This window comes from Collinsella sp. wc0529, from assembly GCF_046116875.1.
Taxonomy (GTDB): Bacteria; Actinomycetota; Coriobacteriia; order Coriobacteriales; family Coriobacteriaceae; genus Collinsella.
This window is the reverse complement of record NZ_JBJXBO010000001.1, coordinates 255,918-276,172: the sequence shown is the minus strand read 5'-3', so window position 1 is coordinate 276,172 and position 20,255 is coordinate 255,918. Positions and strand designations below refer to the sequence as shown.

At 61.1% G+C, this 20,255-nt stretch carries 17 protein-coding genes and 1 tRNA gene; 17 read left to right on the top strand and 1 reads right to left on the bottom strand.

Going from position 1 to position 20,255, the window contains the following annotated elements; translation table 11 throughout:
* Positions 1–95 precede the first annotated feature (95 nt).
* From ACKUTP_RS01165 to ACKUTP_RS01085, 17 genes are all read left to right on the top strand, one after another.
* A complete protein-coding gene (locus tag ACKUTP_RS01165) occupies positions 96–1,283 on the top strand; it encodes a glycosyltransferase (protein WP_409063357.1) in 1,188 nt (395 codons plus the stop codon).
* Positions 1,280–2,623 carry a histidine kinase gene (locus ACKUTP_RS01160; RefSeq protein ID WP_055310084.1) on the top strand — a complete coding sequence of 448 codons (1,344 nt, stop codon included), beginning with the start codon at positions 1,280–1,282 and terminating at the stop codon, positions 2,621–2,623. Before ACKUTP_RS01165 ends, ACKUTP_RS01160 begins: the two co-directional genes overlap by 4 nt.
* A 72-nt stretch (positions 2,624–2,695) precedes the next feature.
* The gene (locus ACKUTP_RS01155) at positions 2,696–3,412 is read left to right on the top strand and encodes a LytTR family DNA-binding domain-containing protein (protein ID WP_006235156.1); all 717 of its coding nucleotides are present in this window, start codon (positions 2,696–2,698) and stop codon (positions 3,410–3,412) included.
* Positions 3,413–3,508: 96 nt separating this feature from the next.
* A complete protein-coding gene (locus ACKUTP_RS01150; RefSeq protein ID WP_409063356.1) occupies positions 3,509–3,976 on the top strand; it encodes a YfcE family phosphodiesterase in 468 nt (155 codons plus the stop codon).
* Between the two features lie 409 nt (positions 3,977–4,385).
* Positions 4,386–4,463 (top strand) — tRNA-Asp (locus tag ACKUTP_RS01145).
* A 359-nt stretch (positions 4,464–4,822) separates the two neighbouring features.
* Complete coding sequence (locus tag ACKUTP_RS01140; protein WP_409063355.1) at positions 4,823–5,308, top strand: RrF2 family transcriptional regulator; 486 nt, start codon at positions 4,823–4,825, stop codon at positions 5,306–5,308.
* A 21-nt stretch (positions 5,309–5,329) separates the two neighbouring features.
* The gene (locus ACKUTP_RS01135) at positions 5,330–6,235 is read left to right on the top strand and encodes an adenine glycosylase (protein ID WP_035136759.1); all 906 of its coding nucleotides are present in this window, start codon (positions 5,330–5,332) and stop codon (positions 6,233–6,235) included.
* Positions 6,236–6,349: 114 nt separating this feature from the next.
* On the top strand, positions 6,350–6,889 hold the full coding sequence (gene rbr / locus ACKUTP_RS01130) for a rubrerythrin (protein ID WP_006235152.1): 540 nt from the start codon (positions 6,350–6,352) through the stop codon (positions 6,887–6,889).
* 343 nt (positions 6,890–7,232) lie between these two features.
* Positions 7,233–7,865, top strand: coding sequence for a hypothetical protein (locus tag ACKUTP_RS01125; protein WP_409063354.1), 633 nt, complete (start codon positions 7,233–7,235; stop codon positions 7,863–7,865).
* 437 nt (positions 7,866–8,302) lie between these two features.
* Complete coding sequence (locus ACKUTP_RS01120) at positions 8,303–8,725, top strand: hypothetical protein (protein ID WP_409063353.1); 423 nt, start codon at positions 8,303–8,305, stop codon at positions 8,723–8,725.
* A 124-nt stretch (positions 8,726–8,849) separates the two neighbouring features.
* A complete protein-coding gene (locus ACKUTP_RS01115) occupies positions 8,850–10,205 on the top strand; it encodes a DNA recombination protein RmuC (protein ID WP_409063352.1) in 1,356 nt (451 codons plus the stop codon).
* Positions 10,206–10,332: 127 nt separating this feature from the next.
* Positions 10,333–12,135 carry an ABC transporter ATP-binding protein gene (locus ACKUTP_RS01110; RefSeq protein WP_409063351.1) on the top strand — a complete coding sequence of 601 codons (1,803 nt, stop codon included), beginning with the start codon at positions 10,333–10,335 and terminating at the stop codon, positions 12,133–12,135.
* Between the two features lie 63 nt (positions 12,136–12,198).
* A complete protein-coding gene (nth, locus tag ACKUTP_RS01105; protein WP_055310092.1) occupies positions 12,199–12,864 on the top strand; it encodes an endonuclease III in 666 nt (221 codons plus the stop codon).
* Between the two features lie 157 nt (positions 12,865–13,021).
* Positions 13,022–16,654 carry a transcription-repair coupling factor gene (gene mfd / locus ACKUTP_RS01100; protein WP_409063350.1) on the top strand — a complete coding sequence of 1,211 codons (3,633 nt, stop codon included), beginning with the start codon at positions 13,022–13,024 and terminating at the stop codon, positions 16,652–16,654.
* Positions 16,655–16,741: 87 nt separating this feature from the next.
* The gene (locus ACKUTP_RS01095; protein ID WP_409063349.1) at positions 16,742–17,605 is read left to right on the top strand and encodes a phosphatase PAP2 family protein; all 864 of its coding nucleotides are present in this window, start codon (positions 16,742–16,744) and stop codon (positions 17,603–17,605) included.
* Between the two features lie 45 nt (positions 17,606–17,650).
* Positions 17,651–18,676 carry a threonine aldolase family protein gene (locus ACKUTP_RS01090; protein WP_409063348.1) on the top strand — a complete coding sequence of 342 codons (1,026 nt, stop codon included), beginning with the start codon at positions 17,651–17,653 and terminating at the stop codon, positions 18,674–18,676.
* Positions 18,677–18,754: 78 nt separating this feature from the next.
* Positions 18,755–19,345, top strand: coding sequence for a GNAT family N-acetyltransferase (locus ACKUTP_RS01085; RefSeq protein ID WP_409063347.1), 591 nt, complete (start codon positions 18,755–18,757; stop codon positions 19,343–19,345).
* A gap of 21 nt (positions 19,346–19,366) precedes the next feature.
* On the opposite strand, the gene ACKUTP_RS01080 is transcribed toward ACKUTP_RS01085, so the two are convergent.
* The gene (locus tag ACKUTP_RS01080) at positions 19,367–20,089 is read right to left on the bottom strand and encodes a GntR family transcriptional regulator (protein WP_195521480.1); all 723 of its coding nucleotides are present in this window, start codon (positions 20,087–20,089) and stop codon (positions 19,367–19,369) included.
* Between the last annotated feature and the right edge of the window lie 166 nt (positions 20,090–20,255).

The window sequence follows — 20,255 nt, the reverse complement described above, 5'->3', positions numbered from 1 at the left end:
GATTTGCCCAAGTGGGTATGATGGAATCAGCTAGGTCGCGGGGCGTCGCCTGTGTTTGGCGGCGTCCCGTTTTTGTGTTGCAGGGAGGGTAAGGCATGAACGCCACAGTCGTGATTCCAACGTATTGGGCGGGCGATGACGCTTGCGCAAACGCCCCTGGCACCTATGACCATTCGACGCGACTCAACGCCGACAATCCCGAACTCGACCGCTGCCTGGCCTCGCTTGAGCAGGTACGTGACATCCCGCGCATCATCCTTTTGGTGGTCTGTCCCGTTTCTGCCACAGCCGATGTGTCGCTGCGCGTGCGCGAGATTGTCGACGCGCATCCCACGCTCAAGGTCACCGTTGTCACCAACACCCAGGCCTCGCATATCGCAGACCGGGTTGCTCAGATCGCGCCCAAGGGCTCGGGCGAGTGCGTGAGCCTGCGAGGCTACGGTGCCATCCGCAACATGGGGCTAGCCTGTGCCGCTGTGCTGGGGCATGACGCGGTTATCTTTTTGGATGACGATGAGACTGTCATCGACGCCGACTTTATGAAGCGCGCGACCTATGCGTTGGGGCAGCAGACGCGTCAGGGCTTGCCGATCTTGGTCAAGAGCGGCTATTTCTACGATCGCGACGGCTCGCCGCTGGCTCCCACGGACAAGGCGGGCATCTGCCATCGTTGGTGGACCAAGCGCATCGAGTTCAACCGTTGGATGAAAAAGGCGCTCTCGGGCACCCGCATCTCGCGCTCCAACTACGTGTGCGGCGGCCTGATGGCCCTGCACGCCCGCGCCTTTACGCGTGTGGCCTTTGACCCGTTTATCACCCGCGGCGAGGACTTGGATTACCTCTTTAACATGCGCATGTTTGGCTACGACGTGTGGTTCGATAACGAGTGGACCGTGCGCCATCTGCCTCCGGAGTCCGAAAAGCGCTCACCGCGCTTTATGCAGGATATATACCGTTGGTACTACGAACGGGCCAAGTTGACATTCGCCGCGCATCAAAAGGAGCTCATTCCCGTTACGGCGGCATCGCTCATGCCCTACCCGGGCCCTTGGATTTCGCGCGAGCTCGACGACCGCGTGCGCAAGACCGCTATGGTCCGCAGCGTGTTTACCCGCGAGCATGAGGGCTACCTGCGCATTTGGCGCCATGGTATCGGCGAGGCAAAGGCCTATGCGCGCCAAAACGCTGCAAGCTACCTGCGTTTCCAGAGCTTTTGGCCCAAGATCATGGACGGGCTTTGGCGTGACGCACAACTGATCAGTATCCTGGAGGGGGCCGAATGATCGACCGCCGCGCCCAGCGCGATAGTTCAATATCAATCTTTCGCATCATTGCCGTTGCCTGCGCCATTTGCGTGCTGGTGTACTTTATTTTTGCCTTGGTGACCGGTATCGAGCCGATCGCCACGGTGATTGCCTGCGCGCTGCTGTGCATCTTTCTGTGCATCTTTATCTTTTTGACGCTCAATCCCGATTCGGTGCGCTCCCAGTACACCGAGGAGACGCTCTCGGTGGCCTCGGCCATGCTCGAGGACATTAAGGGCGGTCTGACGCAGGAGTCGGCGCGTTTGGTGTGCCGGCGCATTTTGCCCGAGACGCGCGCCATGACGGTGGCCATCACCGACGAGGGCAACGTGTTGGCCTGCGCGGGCGAGTTTGAGGAAAAACTGCTGCCAGATTCTCCCATCCACACGCTTGCCACACGCTACGTTATCGAACATGGCATCGTGCAGTCGTTCAACCGTATGGTGGATGTCGTGGGCTCGGACGGCTCGCACAACCAAGTCCCCGCCGGCATTATCGCCCCCATCAAGGTGGGCGATCGTACCGTCGGCACGCTCAAGTTCTACTACAAGACCCCGCGCGCCGTCGACCGTACCCAGTACGCGCTTGCCTCGGGCTTTGCCGAGATCTTGTCCACACAGCTCGCCATCCACGAGCTCGAGGTGCAAAAGGAACTCACGGCGCGCGCCGAGGTACGTGCGCTGCAAGCGCAGATTAACCCGCACTTCCTGTTCAACACGCTGAACACCATTGCATCGTTTACGCGCACCGACCCGCTGCGGGCCCGCGAACTGCTTCGTGAGTTCTCATCGTTCTATCGTGCCACGCTCGACAACTCGGGATCGCTTATTCCGGTCTCGCGCGAGGTTGCACAGACCAAGCGCTACCTTACCTTTGAGAAGGCCCGCTTTGGCGAGGACCGCGTGCTTGCGACGTTCGATGTGTCCGAGGACGTGGAAGATACGCTGGTGCCGGCGTTCGTGATCCAGCCGATTGTCGAGAACGCCGTACGTCATGGTATGGGCGATGACGACGCCCTGAGGATCGACGTGACCGTTCACCAAGACGGCGAGGATGCAATCTTGATTGCCGTGGCCGATAATGGCGTGGGCATGGATGAGGGTACCGCCGCCAGACTGTTTGACGAGCGCTCTGCCCGTCCCGACGCCAGCTCTCCCCAGGGTGGCGGCGCCGGTGTGGCCATGCACAATATTTCGGAGCGCATCCATCGCTTTTATGGGCCGCACTCCTATACGCGTGTCGAATCGGCGCCGGGCAAGGGCACCAAAGTGCTCCTTCATCTTGATTTGTCAGAGAGCATCTTCGACATTCAAGAGTAAAATAAAAGGCTACGGGCTCAACGTCATGCGACGGATGCCCGGCGTAGTTAGTTGACGAAAGGTTTTATCCCTATGCTGCGTGCGATGATTGTGGATGATGAGGCGCCGGCCCGCTCGGAGCTTCGCTTCCTGCTCGAGCAAACGGGCAAGATCGGCACGATCACGGAGGCGTCGAGCGTCCGCTCCGCCATCGAGATGCTTATGGAAAGTCGCGTGGATGTCGTGTTTCTCGATATCTCGATGCCCGGTGCCTCGGGCCTGCAACTTGCCGAGGCGCTGCATAAGCTCAAAAATCCGCCGGCGATCGTGTTTGTGACTGCGTATAGCGACCATGCGGTCGAGGCATTCGACGTGGATGCCGTCGATTATCTGATGAAGCCGGTCGAGGAAGCTCGCTTGGATCGCGCGATCGAGAAGGTCATGCAACGCGCCAAGCCGGTTACGGACAGCAAGGTGACCATCGAGCGTATCCCGGTGGAAAAGGGCGGCCGCAAGGTGCTCATTCCCGTGGACGACATTCGCTTTATCATGGCCAAGGACGATTACTCCTGCATCTATACCGTCGATGATCGTTTTTTGTCGACGACCTCACTGGCGCAGTTTGAGGCCAAGCTCTGCGATTTTGGCTTCTTCCGTGTTCACCGCCGCTATATCGTCAACTTGGCGTGCGTCACGGACGTCGAGACGGTGCCCTCGGGCGCCATCCAGCTGGGCATTACGGGCGTCGACGAACGCGTGCCGGTTTCGCGCCGCCGCGTCGTGCCGCTCAAGAAGGCCCTGAGTCTCTAGCACACTGGCCCCGCAGCCCTGTAGACCCATCGTCTGCGGAGCCGTGGGGCCTTTTTTGTATGTATCTGCCGAATCGTTTTTTGCGGAAGGGATCCCATGAACAGTGCAAGCGCCAAGCGCATCGACATCATCTCGGACACCCACGGCTATCTTTCGCCTGCGCTCCTGGATGAGCTTGAAGGCGCAGACCTGATTATCCACGCCGGCGACCTCACGTCAGAGATGGACTACGAGCACCTATGCACCATCGCCCCCGTGCGGGCCGTACTGGGCAACAACGATTACTACCGCGACTACGGTCCCGATGTAGACCGTCTTGCGCTCTTTACCTACGAAGGCCTCAAATTCGCCGTAGCCCACTACCGCGAAGACCTTCCGGTGGGATCCGTAGACGTAGCCATCAACGGCCACACCCACGTAACCAAAGAAGCCCAAGTGGGCCGCTGCTTAGTCCTCAACCCGGGCAGCGCCAGCTACCCCAGAGGCACCCGAGGCCCCACCATGGCCAGAATGCTCGTCAAAGACGGCAAGATCCTAAGCGCCAAATTTATTGATCTAGAGTAACCACAACAAAAACGGGGGATGCACAATGCATCCCCCGTTTTTCTTTGAGCCAAAGGCCGAGTTTCAACAAGAACCTTAGACAACCCCACCTCGGAGAACGGGGCCGCCGAGCCGCGAAGCGGCGAGGAACAACAACAGCTTGAAGCAAGTGACGGCAGGGAGGGTTTCCGGGGCCGGCTGGCGCGGGTTAAGTTTGTCGCGAGTTCCGCACGCAAAGGAAAGCACTTAATGTGCTTTCCGTCTTGCGCAGGACTGTAGAGCAGCAAACTTAACCCGCGCCAGCCGGCCCCGGAAACCCTCCCGGACAGCCAAAAAATTTTTTCAAAAAAGTTGTTGCGTGCCAGACAGACTTCTGTGTATACTAATCCCCGCAGCGCACGCGAGCGGAAACAAACGCGAACGTCTGCCTGGGGAGTTAGCTCAGTTTGGTTAGAGCGCCGGCCTGTCACGTCGGAGGTCGCGGGTTCGAGCCCCGTACTTCCCGCCAACGCAATTAAAGCCACGTCTTCGGACGTGGCTTTTTGCGTTTGATGCACTTTGTTTCGATAGAACGATCGCCCTGGTGCATCTTCGCCCAGAATCCCCGCGCCTTCGGGAACGCAAGTAAAATCTAATAAGTATATCTGTCTGAACAACAGCTTTGTTGCGCAACACCTGTTCTACGAGACAGGGGGTTAGGTTATACTAAATTGCACTGTGCGCCGCATCTGATGCATTTTGCTCCAAGCGCGGCACTCAGTGGATATCCGATTTACCATTTGGATGTCCTGGCGGTCATTTAGCGTCTCGACACAAGCTCGGCCCCGGAGCTCGTTCGAGCTGTTCGTATTCCTTGAAAGGGGAAAAATGGACATATCGAGGAAGACTGATTACGCCCTTCGTATGCTGGCGATGCTTGCTGAGGATCCGGAGTGTTTGCTTTCTGTTCGCACCGCTGCCGAAGAGGTCAATGTCCCGTATTCGTTTGCCCGCTCGATTCAGCACGGTTTGGTCCAGGCCGGTATTGTGGAGAGCCTGCGTGGCGTCCACGGTGGCATGCGTCTCAAGGTTAGTCCGGACGACGTCACTATCCGCCAGGTCGTCGAGGCCGTTCAGGGTCCTATGGTTATGAACGATTGCACCGCCCCCGATGGTGACTGTGCGCGCATGGGCGCGTGCTGCTATCATCCCCTGTGGGCCGGAGCCCAGGCGTTGATGCGCGACTACCTCGATTCCGTTTCGCTCGGCGATATCGTCGCCCATCGCCAGATTCCGGCTGTCGATCCCAAGTTCGCCGATCGCGATGCGTTTCCCGAGTACGCTGCCTGCGCGTACGCTTGCCGGGAGGAATAGCGCCGCATAAGGAGTATAGCTATGATTCAGGACCCCTTTCGTTCGATGATTCGTTCGGAAGGGGTCTTGCGTTATCGCGACCTTCCGTGGCGCCGAACGCGCGACCCGTATATCATCTGGCTCTCCGAGGTCATGCTGCAGCAGACGCAGGTGCCGCGCGTGGAGACGCGTATGCCGGCGTGGCTCGATCGCTTTCCGACTGTTCAGGCGCTCGCTCAGGCTGTCCCTTCCGATGTCTTGGATGCGTGGCAGGGGATGGGCTATAATCGCCGCGCCTTGGCGCTTCACAGGGCTGCACAGTGCGTTGTAGAGGACTGGGATGGGGAGTTTCCGCGCGAGACGCGTGACTTGGTCGCTCTGCCCGGCATTGGCCCGGCAACGGCGCAGGGCATCCGTTCGTTTGCATTCGATCTTCCGGGCGTGTATTTGGAGACCAATGTGCGCACGGTCTTTTTGCATCATTTCTTTCCCGATGTGCCGGCCGTTCCCGATCGCGAACTGGTGCCGCTGATCCAAGCTGCCTGTCCGGCGGCCCCCGGTGCGGCGGCGGACGAGATCGCGCCCTTTGCCGCGCCTCAAGACGATGCCGACACGCCGCGCGCGTGGTATTACGCATTGCTGGATTACGGCGCGTATCTTAAAAAGACACTGCCCAATCCGTCCAGGCGGTCGGCGGGCTATAGTCGTCAGTCCAAGTTTGAGGGCTCGCGCCGCCAAAAGCGCGCGCATATCGTGCGTATGTTGTTGGCAGCGCGCGATGGGCAGCCGGCGGGGATTACGCTTGCTGATGCCGTGGTGGGCGTTAACGAGATGGAAGCGGCAGCCGGTCGCGGGCCGGTCGAGTGCGACTTGATCGCGGGCATTCTAGCTGACCTGGAGCGCGAGGGCTTTTGCCGAGCCGAGGGCGATTGCTGGTTGAGTGTGTAGCCCGCTCAAATCTGAAGAACGGGATTGTAAGGTTTAAATTCGCGGCTTGAGGGCATCCTAAAGACAAGGTCGCTCAAAGCCTATGGGCGGCACGTGTTGAAGGGAAGTACACCTATGGATTTTGAGAACTCTCAGACCAAGAAGAACCTCGAGACTGCTTTTGCCGGTGAGTCCCAGGCACACACCAAGTATCGCTACTATGCATCCAAGGCCAAAAAGGACGGCTACGTTCAGATCTCGAATATCTTTGCCGAGACGGCGGGCAACGAGTCCGAGCACGCCAAGCTGTGGTTTAAGTATCTGCACGACGGCGCCGTTCCGGGCACTCTGGACAACCTGCGTGACGCCGCCGCGGGCGAGAACTACGAGTGGACCACGATGTACGACGAGTTCGCCAAGACCGCCGAGGAGGAGGGCTTTGCCGAGATCGCCGAGAAGTTCCGTGGCGTCGCCGCCGTCGAGAAGGCCCACGAGGAGCGCTATAACAAGCTCGTCGAGCGCATCGAGTCGGGCGAGGTGTTTGAGCGTGAGGGCGTGAAGGTGTGGAAGTGCCTGAACTGCGGGCACCTGCACGTTGGCGCCGAGGCGCCCGAGGTGTGCCCGGTGTGTAACCACCCGAAGGCGTACTTTGAGGAGCAGGTGGTGAACTACTAGCGCTTGGCGCTGACTGCTGCGGAGCGCAGGGCGGGAGGCCGGATCGCCTTCCCTCCCCGCTCACGGCTCCGCAGGGTCGCGTTGAGGGAAGGCGATCCGGCCTCCCGCCCTGCGCTCCGGCTTCGGGTCGTTGCGTGCTCGCTACAGAAAAGCTGATATTAAAGTTTGTGTGCCGCCCCTTTAGGGGCGGCACGTTTTGTATGGGGATTGGGTTGCGGCCGTTTGGTTGATGGTTTGGTTACTTGGTTGGCGGGGTTTGCTCTGGGTTGGGGCGGCGCCTTTGTTTAGGGGGTACACTGGGCAGTGGCGTTTTGGTTAATTTCCTGTTGTGGGGTGTTTTTGTATGGGTAAGAAGTCTCGGGCTCGGGTTGCTGCGGCGGGGACTCGCAAGGATCCTGGTCGTCGGGTTGCCGAGGGTAAAAAGGCCGATCGTGCCGAGAAGGACAAGAAGGTCGGCGCGCATGCTCATCCTGAGTGGGCGCCTCATTTGAATTCGGCTAGTGAGGATTTGACTGCCAAGTTGTTTACTCTGGTCGAGGTAATTTTGGGCGTGGTGCCCCTTGTGGTTATCGGTTTATTCTTGGCTTCGAAGGACGCTACGAGTGTCGATAAACTCACCGAGGTCTTTTCGCAGGAGCCCTCGATGGTGGTTACGTTTATCTCTGCGTGCCTGCAGCCGTTTGTGGCGTACATGTTGTACATGATTTATCGCAAATACTGCGAGGGCGACGCTGGTTTTGCCGCCGGCAACCTGATCGGTCTTTTGTGCTCCGAGATCCTACTGCTCAATATCCCAGGCGTCATCGGTATGGGCATCTTGCTGTGGCGTGTTTGGCGCAACGTTGCCCCGCACTTTGAGAGCTGGTTGTTTGAGCGTCGCTTTGCGGGCGCCCTGGCTGACATTGCCGGCTCGCTCGTGATTCTGGCCCTGGCGTTTATGTGCACCACCGCCGCCCGAGGTCTCGCGGGCATGTAAAGCTGCCTTCACCGACTGCGGAGCACAGGGCGGGGAAACACCTTTCCCTCTCGCTCACGGCTTCGCAGGTCGCGCGAGGCAAAGGTGTTTCCCCGCCCTGTGCTCCGGCTTCGGGTCGTCGCGTGCTCGCTACTGAAAACTGATAAGAAGTTAACGTGCCGCCCCTTTTGGGCGGCACGTTTTTGTATGGGGTCCCTGTCTTCACAATTTTCGTCAAGCTTTTGGTTAGATTTTGGTCAGTTGGCGTAAGGGTGGAAGGCCAAAAGATTGCTGGCGAAAAAAGCTCAGAGAAAGTGCTGGTAGGGGAGTTGTTGAGCTTTTCGACAGCTTTTGTCAACAAAAAACTTTGCAGCTATTGCTACGGATTGCGTTGCCGTGGCATTGGCGGTGCGGGATGCTGGGCGCAAGCGTCGAATGCTCCGATTGAGGAGGCCAGCATGGATCTGTTTCTTGAGACTCCGCAGCAACAAGCTGAGCGCATGCTGCGTCAGCAGCAACGACTCATGGAGATGCAAATGCAAGGGGCGGCAGCCCAGCCCCCTGCGCAAAATGCCACGCCTGCGGTTTCGCCTGCGGGCGAATCGGCACCAGAGGCCTATTCCGTACAGCAAGATTCATATGCGCAGGAGCTCGCGTTCGACAAACGTCGTGCGCGTCGTCGCCGCGTGGGCCAGCGCCTGCGCACCTTGGCGATGATCGTGCTCATTCCGCTAGGACTTGCGGCGATTTTCTTGGTCTCGTATGCGCTCACCTGCATCCTCAACGGTGCTTCGCCCGGCGAAGTGCTCCAACATCTGTCAGCCCTCGGCCAGCGCCTAGGCGATGTCATAACAACAATCCGCGCCGGCTGGGAGAGTTAGCGTTTTAGCGTCCGCGGCTCTAAGAGAAATTTGTCTGCAAGGCAGTGAGTGATCCGTGTGTGTGGCGGGGTAAGATTGATCGCGGTTTTGATTGGTGCTCGATTGGGTTTGTTGGGCGGAGTTTATGTCTGCTATTGATATTGTGCTTGTTGTGATCGCCTTGGTGGCGGTGGGGGTTGCTGTGGCTTGCGCCCTCCAGCTCAAGAGCCTGCGTGTCGAGTTGCGGGAGCGTGGCGACAGTAGCGCGGAAACGCTGACAGCACTCGAGCAGGCCAACAACGCGCTCGATGCCCTGAACGTCGCGCTGGCCGAAACTCGCCGCACGGCCAATGCCATCGCGCAGCAGCAGACGACCGATGCGGCCGTGGAGCAGCAACGTTACCTGACCATCGCACGCGAGTTCTCGCAAGCTGGTGACCGGATGGATGACCTGCGCCGCGAGACGGCCCAACAGCTCGGTGCCAACCGCGAGGGCATTGAGCACCGCCTGGACAAGGTGCGCGAGACGGTCGATGCCCAGCTGGGTGCTATCCGCAAAGACAACAACGTGCAACTCGATCAGATGCGCGCGACGGTGGACGAGAAGCTCTCCCGCACGCTCAACGATCGCCTGTCGGCATCGTTTAAGCAGGTGAGCGACCAGCTCGAGGCCGTGTACAAGGGGTTGGGCGACATGCAATCCATCGCCACCGGCGTGGGCGATCTTAAGCGTGTGCTGGGCAATGTGAAGGCGCGCGGTATTTTGGGCGAGGTGCAGCTGGGCGCAATTCTGGCGGACATCCTTACACCCGACCAGTATCTGGAAAACGTCGCCACCAGGCCCGGAGCCTCGGAGCGTGTTGAGTTTGCCGTCAAGCTGCCGGTGGACGAGGGCGACCCCGTGCTGCTGCCGATTGACTCCAAGTTTCCGGGCGACGCGTACGAGCACTTGCTCGACGCGCAGGAGTCGGGCGATGCGGAGACCGTGGCGGCTGCGCGCAAGACGCTCGACACCATGGTCAAGCGCGAGGCCAAGGACATCTGCGAAAAGTACCTGAGTGTGCCGGCAACGACCAACTTTGGCATCATGTTCGTGCCGTTTGAAGGACTGTACGCCGAGATCGTCAGCCGCCCCGGGCTTATCGAGACCCTGGGCCGCGACTATCACGTCAACGTTGCCGGTCCCAGCACCATGGCCGCCATTCTCAACAGCCTGCAGATGAGCTACCAGACGTTTAAATTGCAAAAACGTACCGACGACGTGCTGCGCGTGCTTTCCGCCGTCAAGGCCGAGCTGCCGCGCTATCAAAAGGCGCTGCGCCGCGCCCAGCAGCAGATCGAGACCGCGGGCAAAACGGTCGAGGGCATCATTACCACGCGCACCAACGTCATGGAGCGCAAGCTCAAGGACATCGACGCGCTGGAAGACGCCGACCAAGCCGATGAGATCTTGGGACTCACGCCCGCGGGCCTTCCCACAGACCAAGAAGACGAGGACTAATTGCAACAAGACGGTGGGGCATCGGCACAAACGCGGGTGCCCCACCGCTTTTCGTATCGCACTTGTCTGAAGCGTGCTCCAATGTGCAACAATGGCGTTTCGCCCTATCAGACGCGAAAGGAAGCCCATGTCTCAGAGAAGCACCAGCCCGCTCAGCCGCTCCACCGTGCGCCGCACGCTGCAGCGGTTTTGGGGCGTCACGCGCACGCAGCCGCTGATTGTCTTTCTCTCGGTGTTCTCGTCGGCGGGCTACATCTTTTTGCTGACGTTTGCCAATACCTATGTGATGGCCCTCATTGTCGACCGCGTTCAAGCCGGTCCCGTGGCGGGTGACCAGGTGTTTGAGGTCTTCGGCCCCTATATCCTGGCGCTCGTACTCGTTAACCTGGTGGGTCAGATCCTCTCCAAGCTGCAGGACTACACCGTCTACAAGCTCGAGATTGCAGGCAACTATCACCTGGCGCGTCTAAGCTTCGACACGCTCTCCAACCAATCCATGACATTCCATACCAGCCGCTTTGGCGGATCGCTTGTGAGCCAGACAAGCCGTTTTATGAGCGGCTACACGGGTCTGGTCGACGTGACGGTGTATTCGCTCATCCCCACCATCACCTCGGTCATCTGCACCGTGGCCGCACTCGCCCCGGTGGTGCCGACGTTTACCGTGATCCTAGTGTGCATCATGGTCGTCTACATCGCGTTTGTCTGGCTTATGTACAAGCGCATCATGCCGCTTTCGGCCGCGACGTCCGCCGCGCAGAACAAGCTCTCGGGCGTACTCTCCGACGCGGTCACGAACATCTTGGCCGTCAAGACTTGCGGGCGCGAGGACTTTGAACGCGATCTGTTCGACGCCGCCGATCGTGCCGCGCGCGATGCCGAGACGGTCTCGATGCACGCCATGATGCAGCGCAACTTTACGACCTCGGGTCTTATCGTCATCACTATGGCCGTGGTGAGTGTGTTCGTGGCGGGCGGCAACGCGTGGTTTGGCATCTCGGCCGGCTCGCTCGTCATGATCTTTACCTACACCTATAACCTTACCATGCGCCTGAACTACGTAAGCTCCATGATGCAGCGCATCAACCGCGCGCTCGGCGATGCGGCCGAGATGACGCGCGTGCTGGACGAGCCGCGTCTGGTGGCGGACGACGAGAACGCCCCCGAGCTCAAGGTGGGCGAGGGCGCGATTGATTTTGAGCACCTGAGCTTTGCGTACCGTGACGCTGCGGCGGGCGAGAGCGTGTTCGATGACCTGACACTTCATGTGGCGGCGGGCCAGCGCGTGGGCCTGGTGGGCAAATCGGGCTCGGGTAAGACGACGCTCACCAAGCTGCTGCTGCGCCTGGACGATGTTCAGGGCGGCCGCGTGCTCGTGGACGGCCAAGACGTCTCGCGCTGCACGCAGCAGAGCCTGCGTCGCCAGGTTGCCTACGTGCCGCAGGAGGCGCTGCTGTTCCATCGCTCCATTCGCGAAAACATTGCCTACGGTCGTCCCGACGCCACTGATGAGCAGATTCGCGAGGCGGCTCGCTTGGCTAATGCGACCGAGTTTATCGACCGCCTGCCCCGTGGCTTTGACACCATGGTGGGCGAACGCGGCGTCAAGCTCTCGGGCGGCCAGCGTCAGCGCGTGGCTATCGCCCGCGCCATCCTAACCGACGCGCCGATTCTGGTGCTCGACGAGGCGACCTCTGCCCTCGACAGCGAGTCCGAGGCGCTGGTGCAGGAGGCGCTCGAAAACCTGATGCGTGGACGTACCTCCATTGTGGTGGCGCACCGCCTGTCCACCGTGGCGGCGCTCGACCGCATTGTGGTGCTGGCCGATGGCGAGATCGTCGAGGACGGCACGCATGCGCAGCTCGTCGAGGCGGGTGGCGAGTACGCGAGCCTGTGGAGCCGTCAGACCGGCGCATTCTTGGAGGCGTAAGCGTTTCGGACGTGGGACAATTGTGCCCATAAGTTTATTGTGCCGTTGAGCCGAGGAGTCGTTATGCCACGCGAGACCAATGCCGCCAAACGCGAGCGCGCCGTTGAGGTGTGCGAGCGTCTCAACCGTCGCTATGGCCCGGTCGAGTGCTTTTTGGACCACGAGAATCCCTTCCGCCTGCTGATCGCGGTGCTGCTCTCGGCGCAAACGACCGATGCGCAGGTCAACAAGGTGACGCCGCGGCTGTTTGCCCAGTGGCCTACGCCCGAGGCCATGGCCGGGGCGAGCGTGGCTGACGTGGCAGACACCATCAAGTCACTCGGCTTCTACAAGAGCAAAGCCAAGCATGCCGTCGAGGCCGCGCAGATGATCGTCGCCGACTATGGCGGCGAGGTGCCGGCCGACATGAAGGAACTCGTGAAGCTGCCGGGCGTGGGACGCAAGACGGCGAACATCGTGCTCAACGTGGGGTATGGCATCGTAGAGGGCATTGCGGTGGACACGCACGTCAACCGCATTGCGCACCGCCTGATGCTGAGTCCCAAGACGCATGCAAAGGAGCCGCTCAAGACCGAGCAGGATTTGCTCAAGATTTTGCCGCACGAGTATTGGGAGTCGGTCAACCATCAGTGGATCACCTTCGGTCGCGAGATCTGCGACGCCCGCAAACCCAAGTGTGACGAGTGTCCGCTGGCAGATTTGTGCCCCAGCGTGCGCGTAGCGGGGTAGGGCGGAACGCATTTTCGTCTGGCGTTTTTTGCGGGGCCGGGTTTGCCCTTGAGCCGGAGTCCTCTCCATGCGCTACCATGACAGACAATGTATTTGACGTACGACCCGCCGAGCTTGCCCCGGCGGGCTTTTGGCGTTGCGATGCCGGAGGAACAGCATGCTCATTCACCGTATAGCCGCGCAGCTCTACACTGCCGAGGCGCTGCAGACCGTCGAGGCCGGACTCGATGCCGGCGAGGACGTGACGCTGGCCGTGTCGCAGTCGGGTCGCACGCTTATGGCGGCCGCTCAGTTTGCGCGCCGCCCGCGCCCCACGGTCTACGTTGTGAGTGGCGAGGATGCGGCCGATCGCGCCGCTCGTAGCCTTGCCGCCTACGTGGGCCTGGCGCATGTATGCCGTTTTCCTGAGCGCAAGGATTATCCGTGGCGCGAGCAGGCGCCCGACGACGCCGTGGTAGCGCAGCGCTGCGAGGCCCTGGGACGCATCGTGCGCGGGGACAACTGCATCATGGTTGCCTCGGCTCGCGCGTTGCTGCGCTGCGTGCCGCCAGTCGAGAGCCGCTACTGGGAGTCCACGACCTTTGCGGTGGGCGAGGAGATTCCTTTTGACGAGGTGCCGCAGCGTCTGGTGGGCATGGGCTACACCAATGCCGGCGCCGCCGACGCGCCCGGCCTGTTCCGCGTGCACGGCGACACCGTCGAGGTGTTCCCCGCACAGGAAAAGGCGCCCGTGCGCATCGAGTTTTTTGGCGATGAGATTGACCGCATCCGCCGCATGGTGAGTTCCACGGGGCAGACCATCGGCAACGAGGATAGTATCGAGATCTTCCCGTGCCGCGAGCTGGCGCTCACCGACGAGGCGGTCCACAACATGCATGTGGCGCTCTACCGCGCCAGCCAGGACGATAGCAAACTGGCGGCGCTGCTCGAGATGGTGGATGCACGCATCGTCACGCCCGAGCTCGACCGCTTTTTGCCGGTGATGTACGGCCAGACCGTAAGCCCGCTGGCACACGTGAGCGGCAAGGCGCTCGTGGTTTTGTCCGAGCCGCGTTCGCTGTTCGACGACTGCCTGCGCGCCTACGAGGATATCGAGGCCCGTGCCGGCGAGGCGGGGATTGACCGATTGGATGGCCTGTATGTACGCGCCCAGCAGCTCGATTTTGGTGCTCAGCAGCGCCTGAACTATGTGAGCCTGATTCGCGCCGGCGGCGCGGTTACGGCAGAGCTCAAGATTGAGCAGCCGGCTATCGCGGGCTCGGACAATCGCTTTATGACGCGCATTCAGGAAGTCGTGGGCAAGCGCTACGCCTGCGTGTTTGCCATTCCCGACCGCGGTGCGCGCGAGTCGATGGAGCTCACCTTTGGCGACGAGGGCATTACCTTTGAGGAGTCGCTGACGGCCGCGCCCGAAAATGCCGGCGCTATCGGCGACCGCGTGCGCGTGGCAGCGGCGGATTCCGCCGACCGTGCCGCACGCCAGGAGGCCCATGCTGCAATTCGCGAGCATAAGGCCGACGCGCTCAACGCCCGCTCGCTCGAGGCGGGCGCCGCGCAGGCTGCCGCCGGCGCCGCCGTGCCCACCATCTCGCGCGGGCGCGTGACCTTTGTGGACGCTGCCCTGCCGCAGGGCGTGGTGGTGCCCGATGCCAACCTAGCCGTGTTCTCTATCGCCGACCTCAACGCCCGCATGGACGCCAACCGCGCGCGCAGCCGCCGCAAGGTTGACATTACGCAGATCACGTTCCCGTTTAAGCCGGGCGATTACGTGGTGCACGCCACCCACGGCATCGCGCTCTTTAGCGAGATCGCGCGCCAGGAAGTGGGCGGCAAGGAGCGCGACTACTTTTTGCTGGAATATGCCGACGGCGACAAGCTCTACGTGCCGCTCGAGCAGGTCGACCGCATCACACGCTATGTTGGCCCCGACGGCGACAAGCCGCGCCTGACCAGGCTCAATACCGCCGACTGGACGCGTGCCACCAACAAGGCACGCAAGAACGCCAAAAAGCTGGCGTTTGACCTGGTCGACCTGTATACGCGCCGCTCGTCGATTACCGGTATCGCCTGTCCGCCCGATACGCCCGAGCAGATCGAGATGGAGGAGAGCTTCCCCTACGACGAGACGCGCGACCAGCTGGAGGCTATCGCCGACATCAAGGCCGACATGGAGGCGCCCAAGCCCATGGACCGCCTGCTGTGCGGCGACGTGGGCTTTGGCAAGACCGAGGTTGCCCTGCGCGCGGCGTTTAAGTGCGTGGACTCCGGCCGCCAGGTCATGGTGCTCTGCCCCACGACCATTCTGGCCCAACAGCACTACGAGACATTCTTTGAGCGCTTTGCTCCGTTTGGCCTGGAGGTCGAGGTGCTCAGCCGCTTCCGCACCCCGGCGCAGCAAAAGCGCGCGCTCAAGGCGTTTGCCGAGGGCACGATCGATGTGCTCATCGGCACGCACCGCTTGCTTTCTGCCGATGTGAACCCCAAGAACCTGGGTATGGTGATCATCGACGAAGAGCAGCGCTTTGGTGTGCAGCACAAGGAGCAGCTCAAAAACCTGCGCGAGCAAATCGACGTGCTCACGCTTTCGGCAACGCCGATTCCGCGAACCATGCAGATGGCCACGAGCGGCGTGCGCGACATGAGCCTGATCACCACGCCGCCGACCGGGCGCCGCCCCGTGATCGTGCACGTGGGAGAGTACGATCCCGACGTGGTGAGCGCGGCGATTCGCCTGGAGGTGGGTCGCGGCGGCCAGGTGTACTACGTGTCCAACCGCGTCAAGACCATCGACGACGCCGTGGCGCGCGTGCACGAGGCCGCGCCCGAGTCGCGCGTGGGCGTGGCGCACGGCAAGATGAGCCCGCGCGAGGTCGAGGACGTGATGATCGAGTTCGCGACCAAAAAGATCGACGTGCTCATCGCCACGACCATCGTGGAGAGCGGCATCGACAACGCGACCGCCAACACGCTGATCATCGAGGATTCGCAGCGCCTGGGCCTGGCGCAGCTCTACCAGCTCAAGGGCCGTGTGGGTCGCTCTGCCACGCAGGCCTACGCGTACTTTATGTTCCCGGGCGAGCTGCCGCTCACCGAGGAGGCGACGGCGCGCCTGACCGCACTTTCCGAGTTCCAGGACCTGGGCAGCGGCATGCGCATCGCCATGCGCGACCTGGAGATTCGCGGCGCCGGCTCGCTTATGGGAGCCGAGCAGCACGGCAACCTGTCGAGCGTGGGCTTTGACCTGTTTACGCAGATGCTGGGACAGGCCGTGGCCGAGGCGCGCGGCGATGACGATGCCGGCGTGGAGGCGGCGAGCGTGGGTATTAACCTGCCGGCCGACTACTTCTTGTCCGAGGAGTACATGCCGGCGGTGGACCAGCGCGTGCTCGTGTACCGCAAGCTCGCGGCGGCCGAGGACCTGGAGAGTATCGACGAGGTGCAGGAGGAGACCGAGGCCGCGCACGGTGAGCTGCCGTTGGCGGGGCTTAACTTGTTCAACCGCGCTCGCATCCGCATTCGCGGCGAGCGCTTGGGGCTCGAGAGCGTCACGCTCAGCGGTGGACGCATTACCTTCCTGGGGGTTGACGTTCCCAAGAAGGTGGCCTTTGAGCTTAAGACCCGCTATGGCGCGGTGAACTTTCCCAAGAGCCGCAAACTGTCGGTGCCCTACAAGGCGGGTGCCGGCGCGGGCAGCGGCCTGGGTCGCGGTCTCGACGCCAGCGACGGCACCGGCCCCGTGGCCGCGGCACTCATGCTGCTGCAGCAATTAGGCACGAGCGACGATGACTAACAAGTAGGGGCGTGGCGGGGCATAGCTACCAGTTGTTCTTTGCCCCGCCACCTCGCAGGTTGATTCCAGCCCCATCGAAAGGAAAGCATGTTCGGATACATCTATAAGAAAGATGTCGCTATTATCGCGGCCGTCCTGTGCCTTTGTCTGGGCGTGGGCAGCTTCTTTGATTATCAGATCTCGAGTGCGCTGTTCAACATCGGCAGCATGTACGGTCGCTTTGTCGAGGCGGCCGGCGAGCTACCGTTCGAGCTGACGGCGAGCGTCGCGGGCGTTATGCTCGTGCGCGCGGTGCGTTCCGACTCCAAGGCGAGCAAGTGGCTCGCTGCGCTGGGCGTTTTGATCAACGTGGGTCTGGTCGGCTACGAGATTATCGGATCGCTGCGCGTCGGCGGCAAGCTTATTGCGTTTCAGCTGGTTCTGACGTTTGCGTTGGTCATCGCAGCCAACTTCATCGCCTACCGCCTCACGCGCACGACCGAGCCCGACGAGCTTACGCGCTGGGCGTTGATGGTGCTGGCCGTGTGGGTCGCTCAGGCCATCATCCTCAACGTCATTGTTAAGCCGTTATGGTCGCGCCCGCGCATGCGCGTGATCGAGGTCACGCCGGGGCTCAATTTTCAGCCGTGGTGGGTGATCGGCAACCCCGACAAGTGGGCCTATATCGCCGCCGGCGTGATCAAGGACGGGTTCAAGTCGTTTGCGAGCGGACACACGGCGCATGCGGCGATCGGCCTTATGCTCGCCGGGCTTCCCGCGGCAGCCTTTAAGGAAAAACCTTCGCGTCGCCGCGTGATCTTTTGGGCGGCGGTTGTTGTTGCAGCGTTCGTCGCCTTTGGGCGCATCGTGATCGGCGCGCACTTTTTGAGTGACGTGAGCTGCGGTTTTGCCCTGGTACTGGCACTTGAGTGCCTTGCCGCACGCATTGCCTATCCCAACGGCGTACAATAGCTCCGTTTGAATCATCTGGCCGATACCCGGTAAGAGAGGATTGCCATGCTCGCGTTTAACAACGACTATTCCCACGGCGCACATCCGGCAGTGCTGCAGGCGCTCGTCGACACCAATATGGAGCCGCAGCCCGGCTACGGTACCGATGCGCACACCGAGCGTGCCAAGCAGCTTATCCGCGAGGCCTGTCAGGCCCCCGATGCCGACGTGTTTTTTCTGGTGGGCGGCACGCAGGCCAACGCGACGGTGATTGACATGCTGCTCGCGCCGTACGAGGGCGTCGTTGCTGCCGAGACCGGCCACGTCGCCTGCCACGAGGCGGGCGCCATCGAGTTTGGCGGTCACAAGGTGCTCACCATCCCCGGCTACGAGGGCAAGATGCACGCCGAGGATCTGGAGAACTATATCCAGGTGTTCTACGAAAACGAGAGCTACGAGCACACGGTGTTCCCGGGCGCCGTGTACGTGAGCCTATCGACCGAGTACGGCACGCTGTACTCCAAGGCCGAGCTCGCGGCGATTCACGCAGTGTGCCAGAAGCGCGAGATTCCGCTGTTTGTGGATGGCGCCCGCCTGGCCTATGCGCTGGCGGCCGATGAGTGCGACATTACCCTGTCCGAGCTGGCGCAGCTATGCGACGTGTTCTACATCGGCGGCACCAAGTGCGGCGCGCTTTGCGGCGAGGCCGTGGTGTTTTGCGGCATGCACGCCCCGGCGCATCCCATTCCGCGTATTAAGCAGCATGGCGCACTGCTTGCCAAGGGCCGCCTGACGGGCGTGCAGTTTGAGGCTCTTTTTACCGATGGCCTGTATTTTGAGATTGGTCGCCAGGCGATTGAAACCGCGCAGGCGCTTCGTCGCGTGCTGCACGAGCGCGGCTACCAGTTCTTCTTGGAGACGCCGACCAACCAGCAGTTCGTGATTCTGCCCAACGAGGACATGGCCCGCATTCGCGAGCATGCCTCGATCGAGTACTGGGAAAAGTACGACGATACCCACACGGTGGTGCGTTTTTGCACCAGCTGGGCCACGACGCAGGAGGATATCGACGCGTTGGCGGCTGTCCTGTAGCCTGATGTAATGACAAGAGGCCGCCCCGCGCCTGAGCTTGGCGCAGGGCGGCCTTTGCTTTTGGGGGAGAAGGGTTGTATGACCGAGATGTCCGAGCCGACGATTCGCCTGGCGACGCCCGATGATGCGCCGGCGTTGCTTGCCATCTATGAGCCGTATGTGCGCCAGACGGCGATTACCTGCGAATACGAGGTGCCGAGCGTTGAGGAGTTCGCCGGGCGTATCGAGCGTACGCTCAAGCGCTATCCGTATCTGGTGATGGAGCTGGACGGGCGTCCGGTAGGTTATGCCTATGTGAGTCCGCTCAACAGCCGCGAGGCATACGACTGGTCGGTCGAGACATCGATCTACCTGGCGCGCGATGTGCGCCACGGCGGGCTGGGTCGTATGCTGCACGACGCGCTCAAGCAATGCCTGATTGCGATGGGCATCACCAACATGTGCGCGCTCATCGCCGTGCCGCACGACAAGGACGACGAGTATCTGACGCATAACAGTCAGGATTTCCATGCCCATATGGGGTATCGCCTGGTGGGTGCCTTCGACCGCTGCGCCCAAAAGTTCGGCCGCTGGTACGACATGTGTTGGATGGAGTTGGTCCTAGCCGAGCGCGTCCCTAACCAACCCAAACCAACCTGGTTCCCCGACCTCCCCAAACCTACCATTTAGGGACAGGTTTATTTTGGCAGGTTAGCCGATGGGCTCGGTGTATTTGGCGCGGTCGGTGCGTTGGATGCGCTTGGAGACATGGAGCGGGCGGCCGTCCGTGTCGTAGACGTAGTCGGTGATCAGGATCAGCGCCTGCCCGCGCTCAACGTTGAGCAAAAACGCCTCGTTTTGCGAGGCATAGCACACCTCAAAGGTCTTGTGCCCCTGTGCCGGCGCGCGATGGAATTCCTGGCGCAGCGTGGCGTAGAGTGAACCGTTGATATCGCGATCGATGAGCGACTCAAAGCTCGGTGGTAGATAGGTGGTCTCCAGGCACAGCGGCGCATCGTCCAGATAACGCAGGCGGACAAGTTTGACGAGCTTGCTGCCCACGGCGACATCGAAGAACTTGGCCGCATTGCCCGCGGCCTTGGCAAAGCCCGAGTCCACCGTGCGCGTGGTGGGCTTCATACCCTGACCCTGGACCTGTGTCGTGTAGCTCGAAAACACCAGGTTGTTCTCGTGGAGCGCGGGCGTGTCGGCCACAAAGGCGCCACGCCCGCGCTCGGTGCGCACCAGGCCCTCATCAACGAGCACCTTAAGGGCGTGGCGTACGGTGCTGCGCGACAGCCCCGATTCGTCCATGAGTTCCATCTCGGACGGCAGCTTGTCTCCGCGCGCGTAGGTGCCGGAGGCGATGCGGTCGCGCAACATGCCCGCCAAGCGCTCGTATTGGGTCAGTCTCTTTTTAGATGAAGCGTTCATGCAATCAACCTGTATCTAACCTGTATGCGTATCTAATCAAGCATGTATTCAATACAACAACAAAACCGCTGGTAGCAAGTTATCGAAAACCGTATCAGCAAATTTTCTAAGACAAATATAGCATACAACTAGTCGACATAATCAAAACATGTATGTAACTTGTATG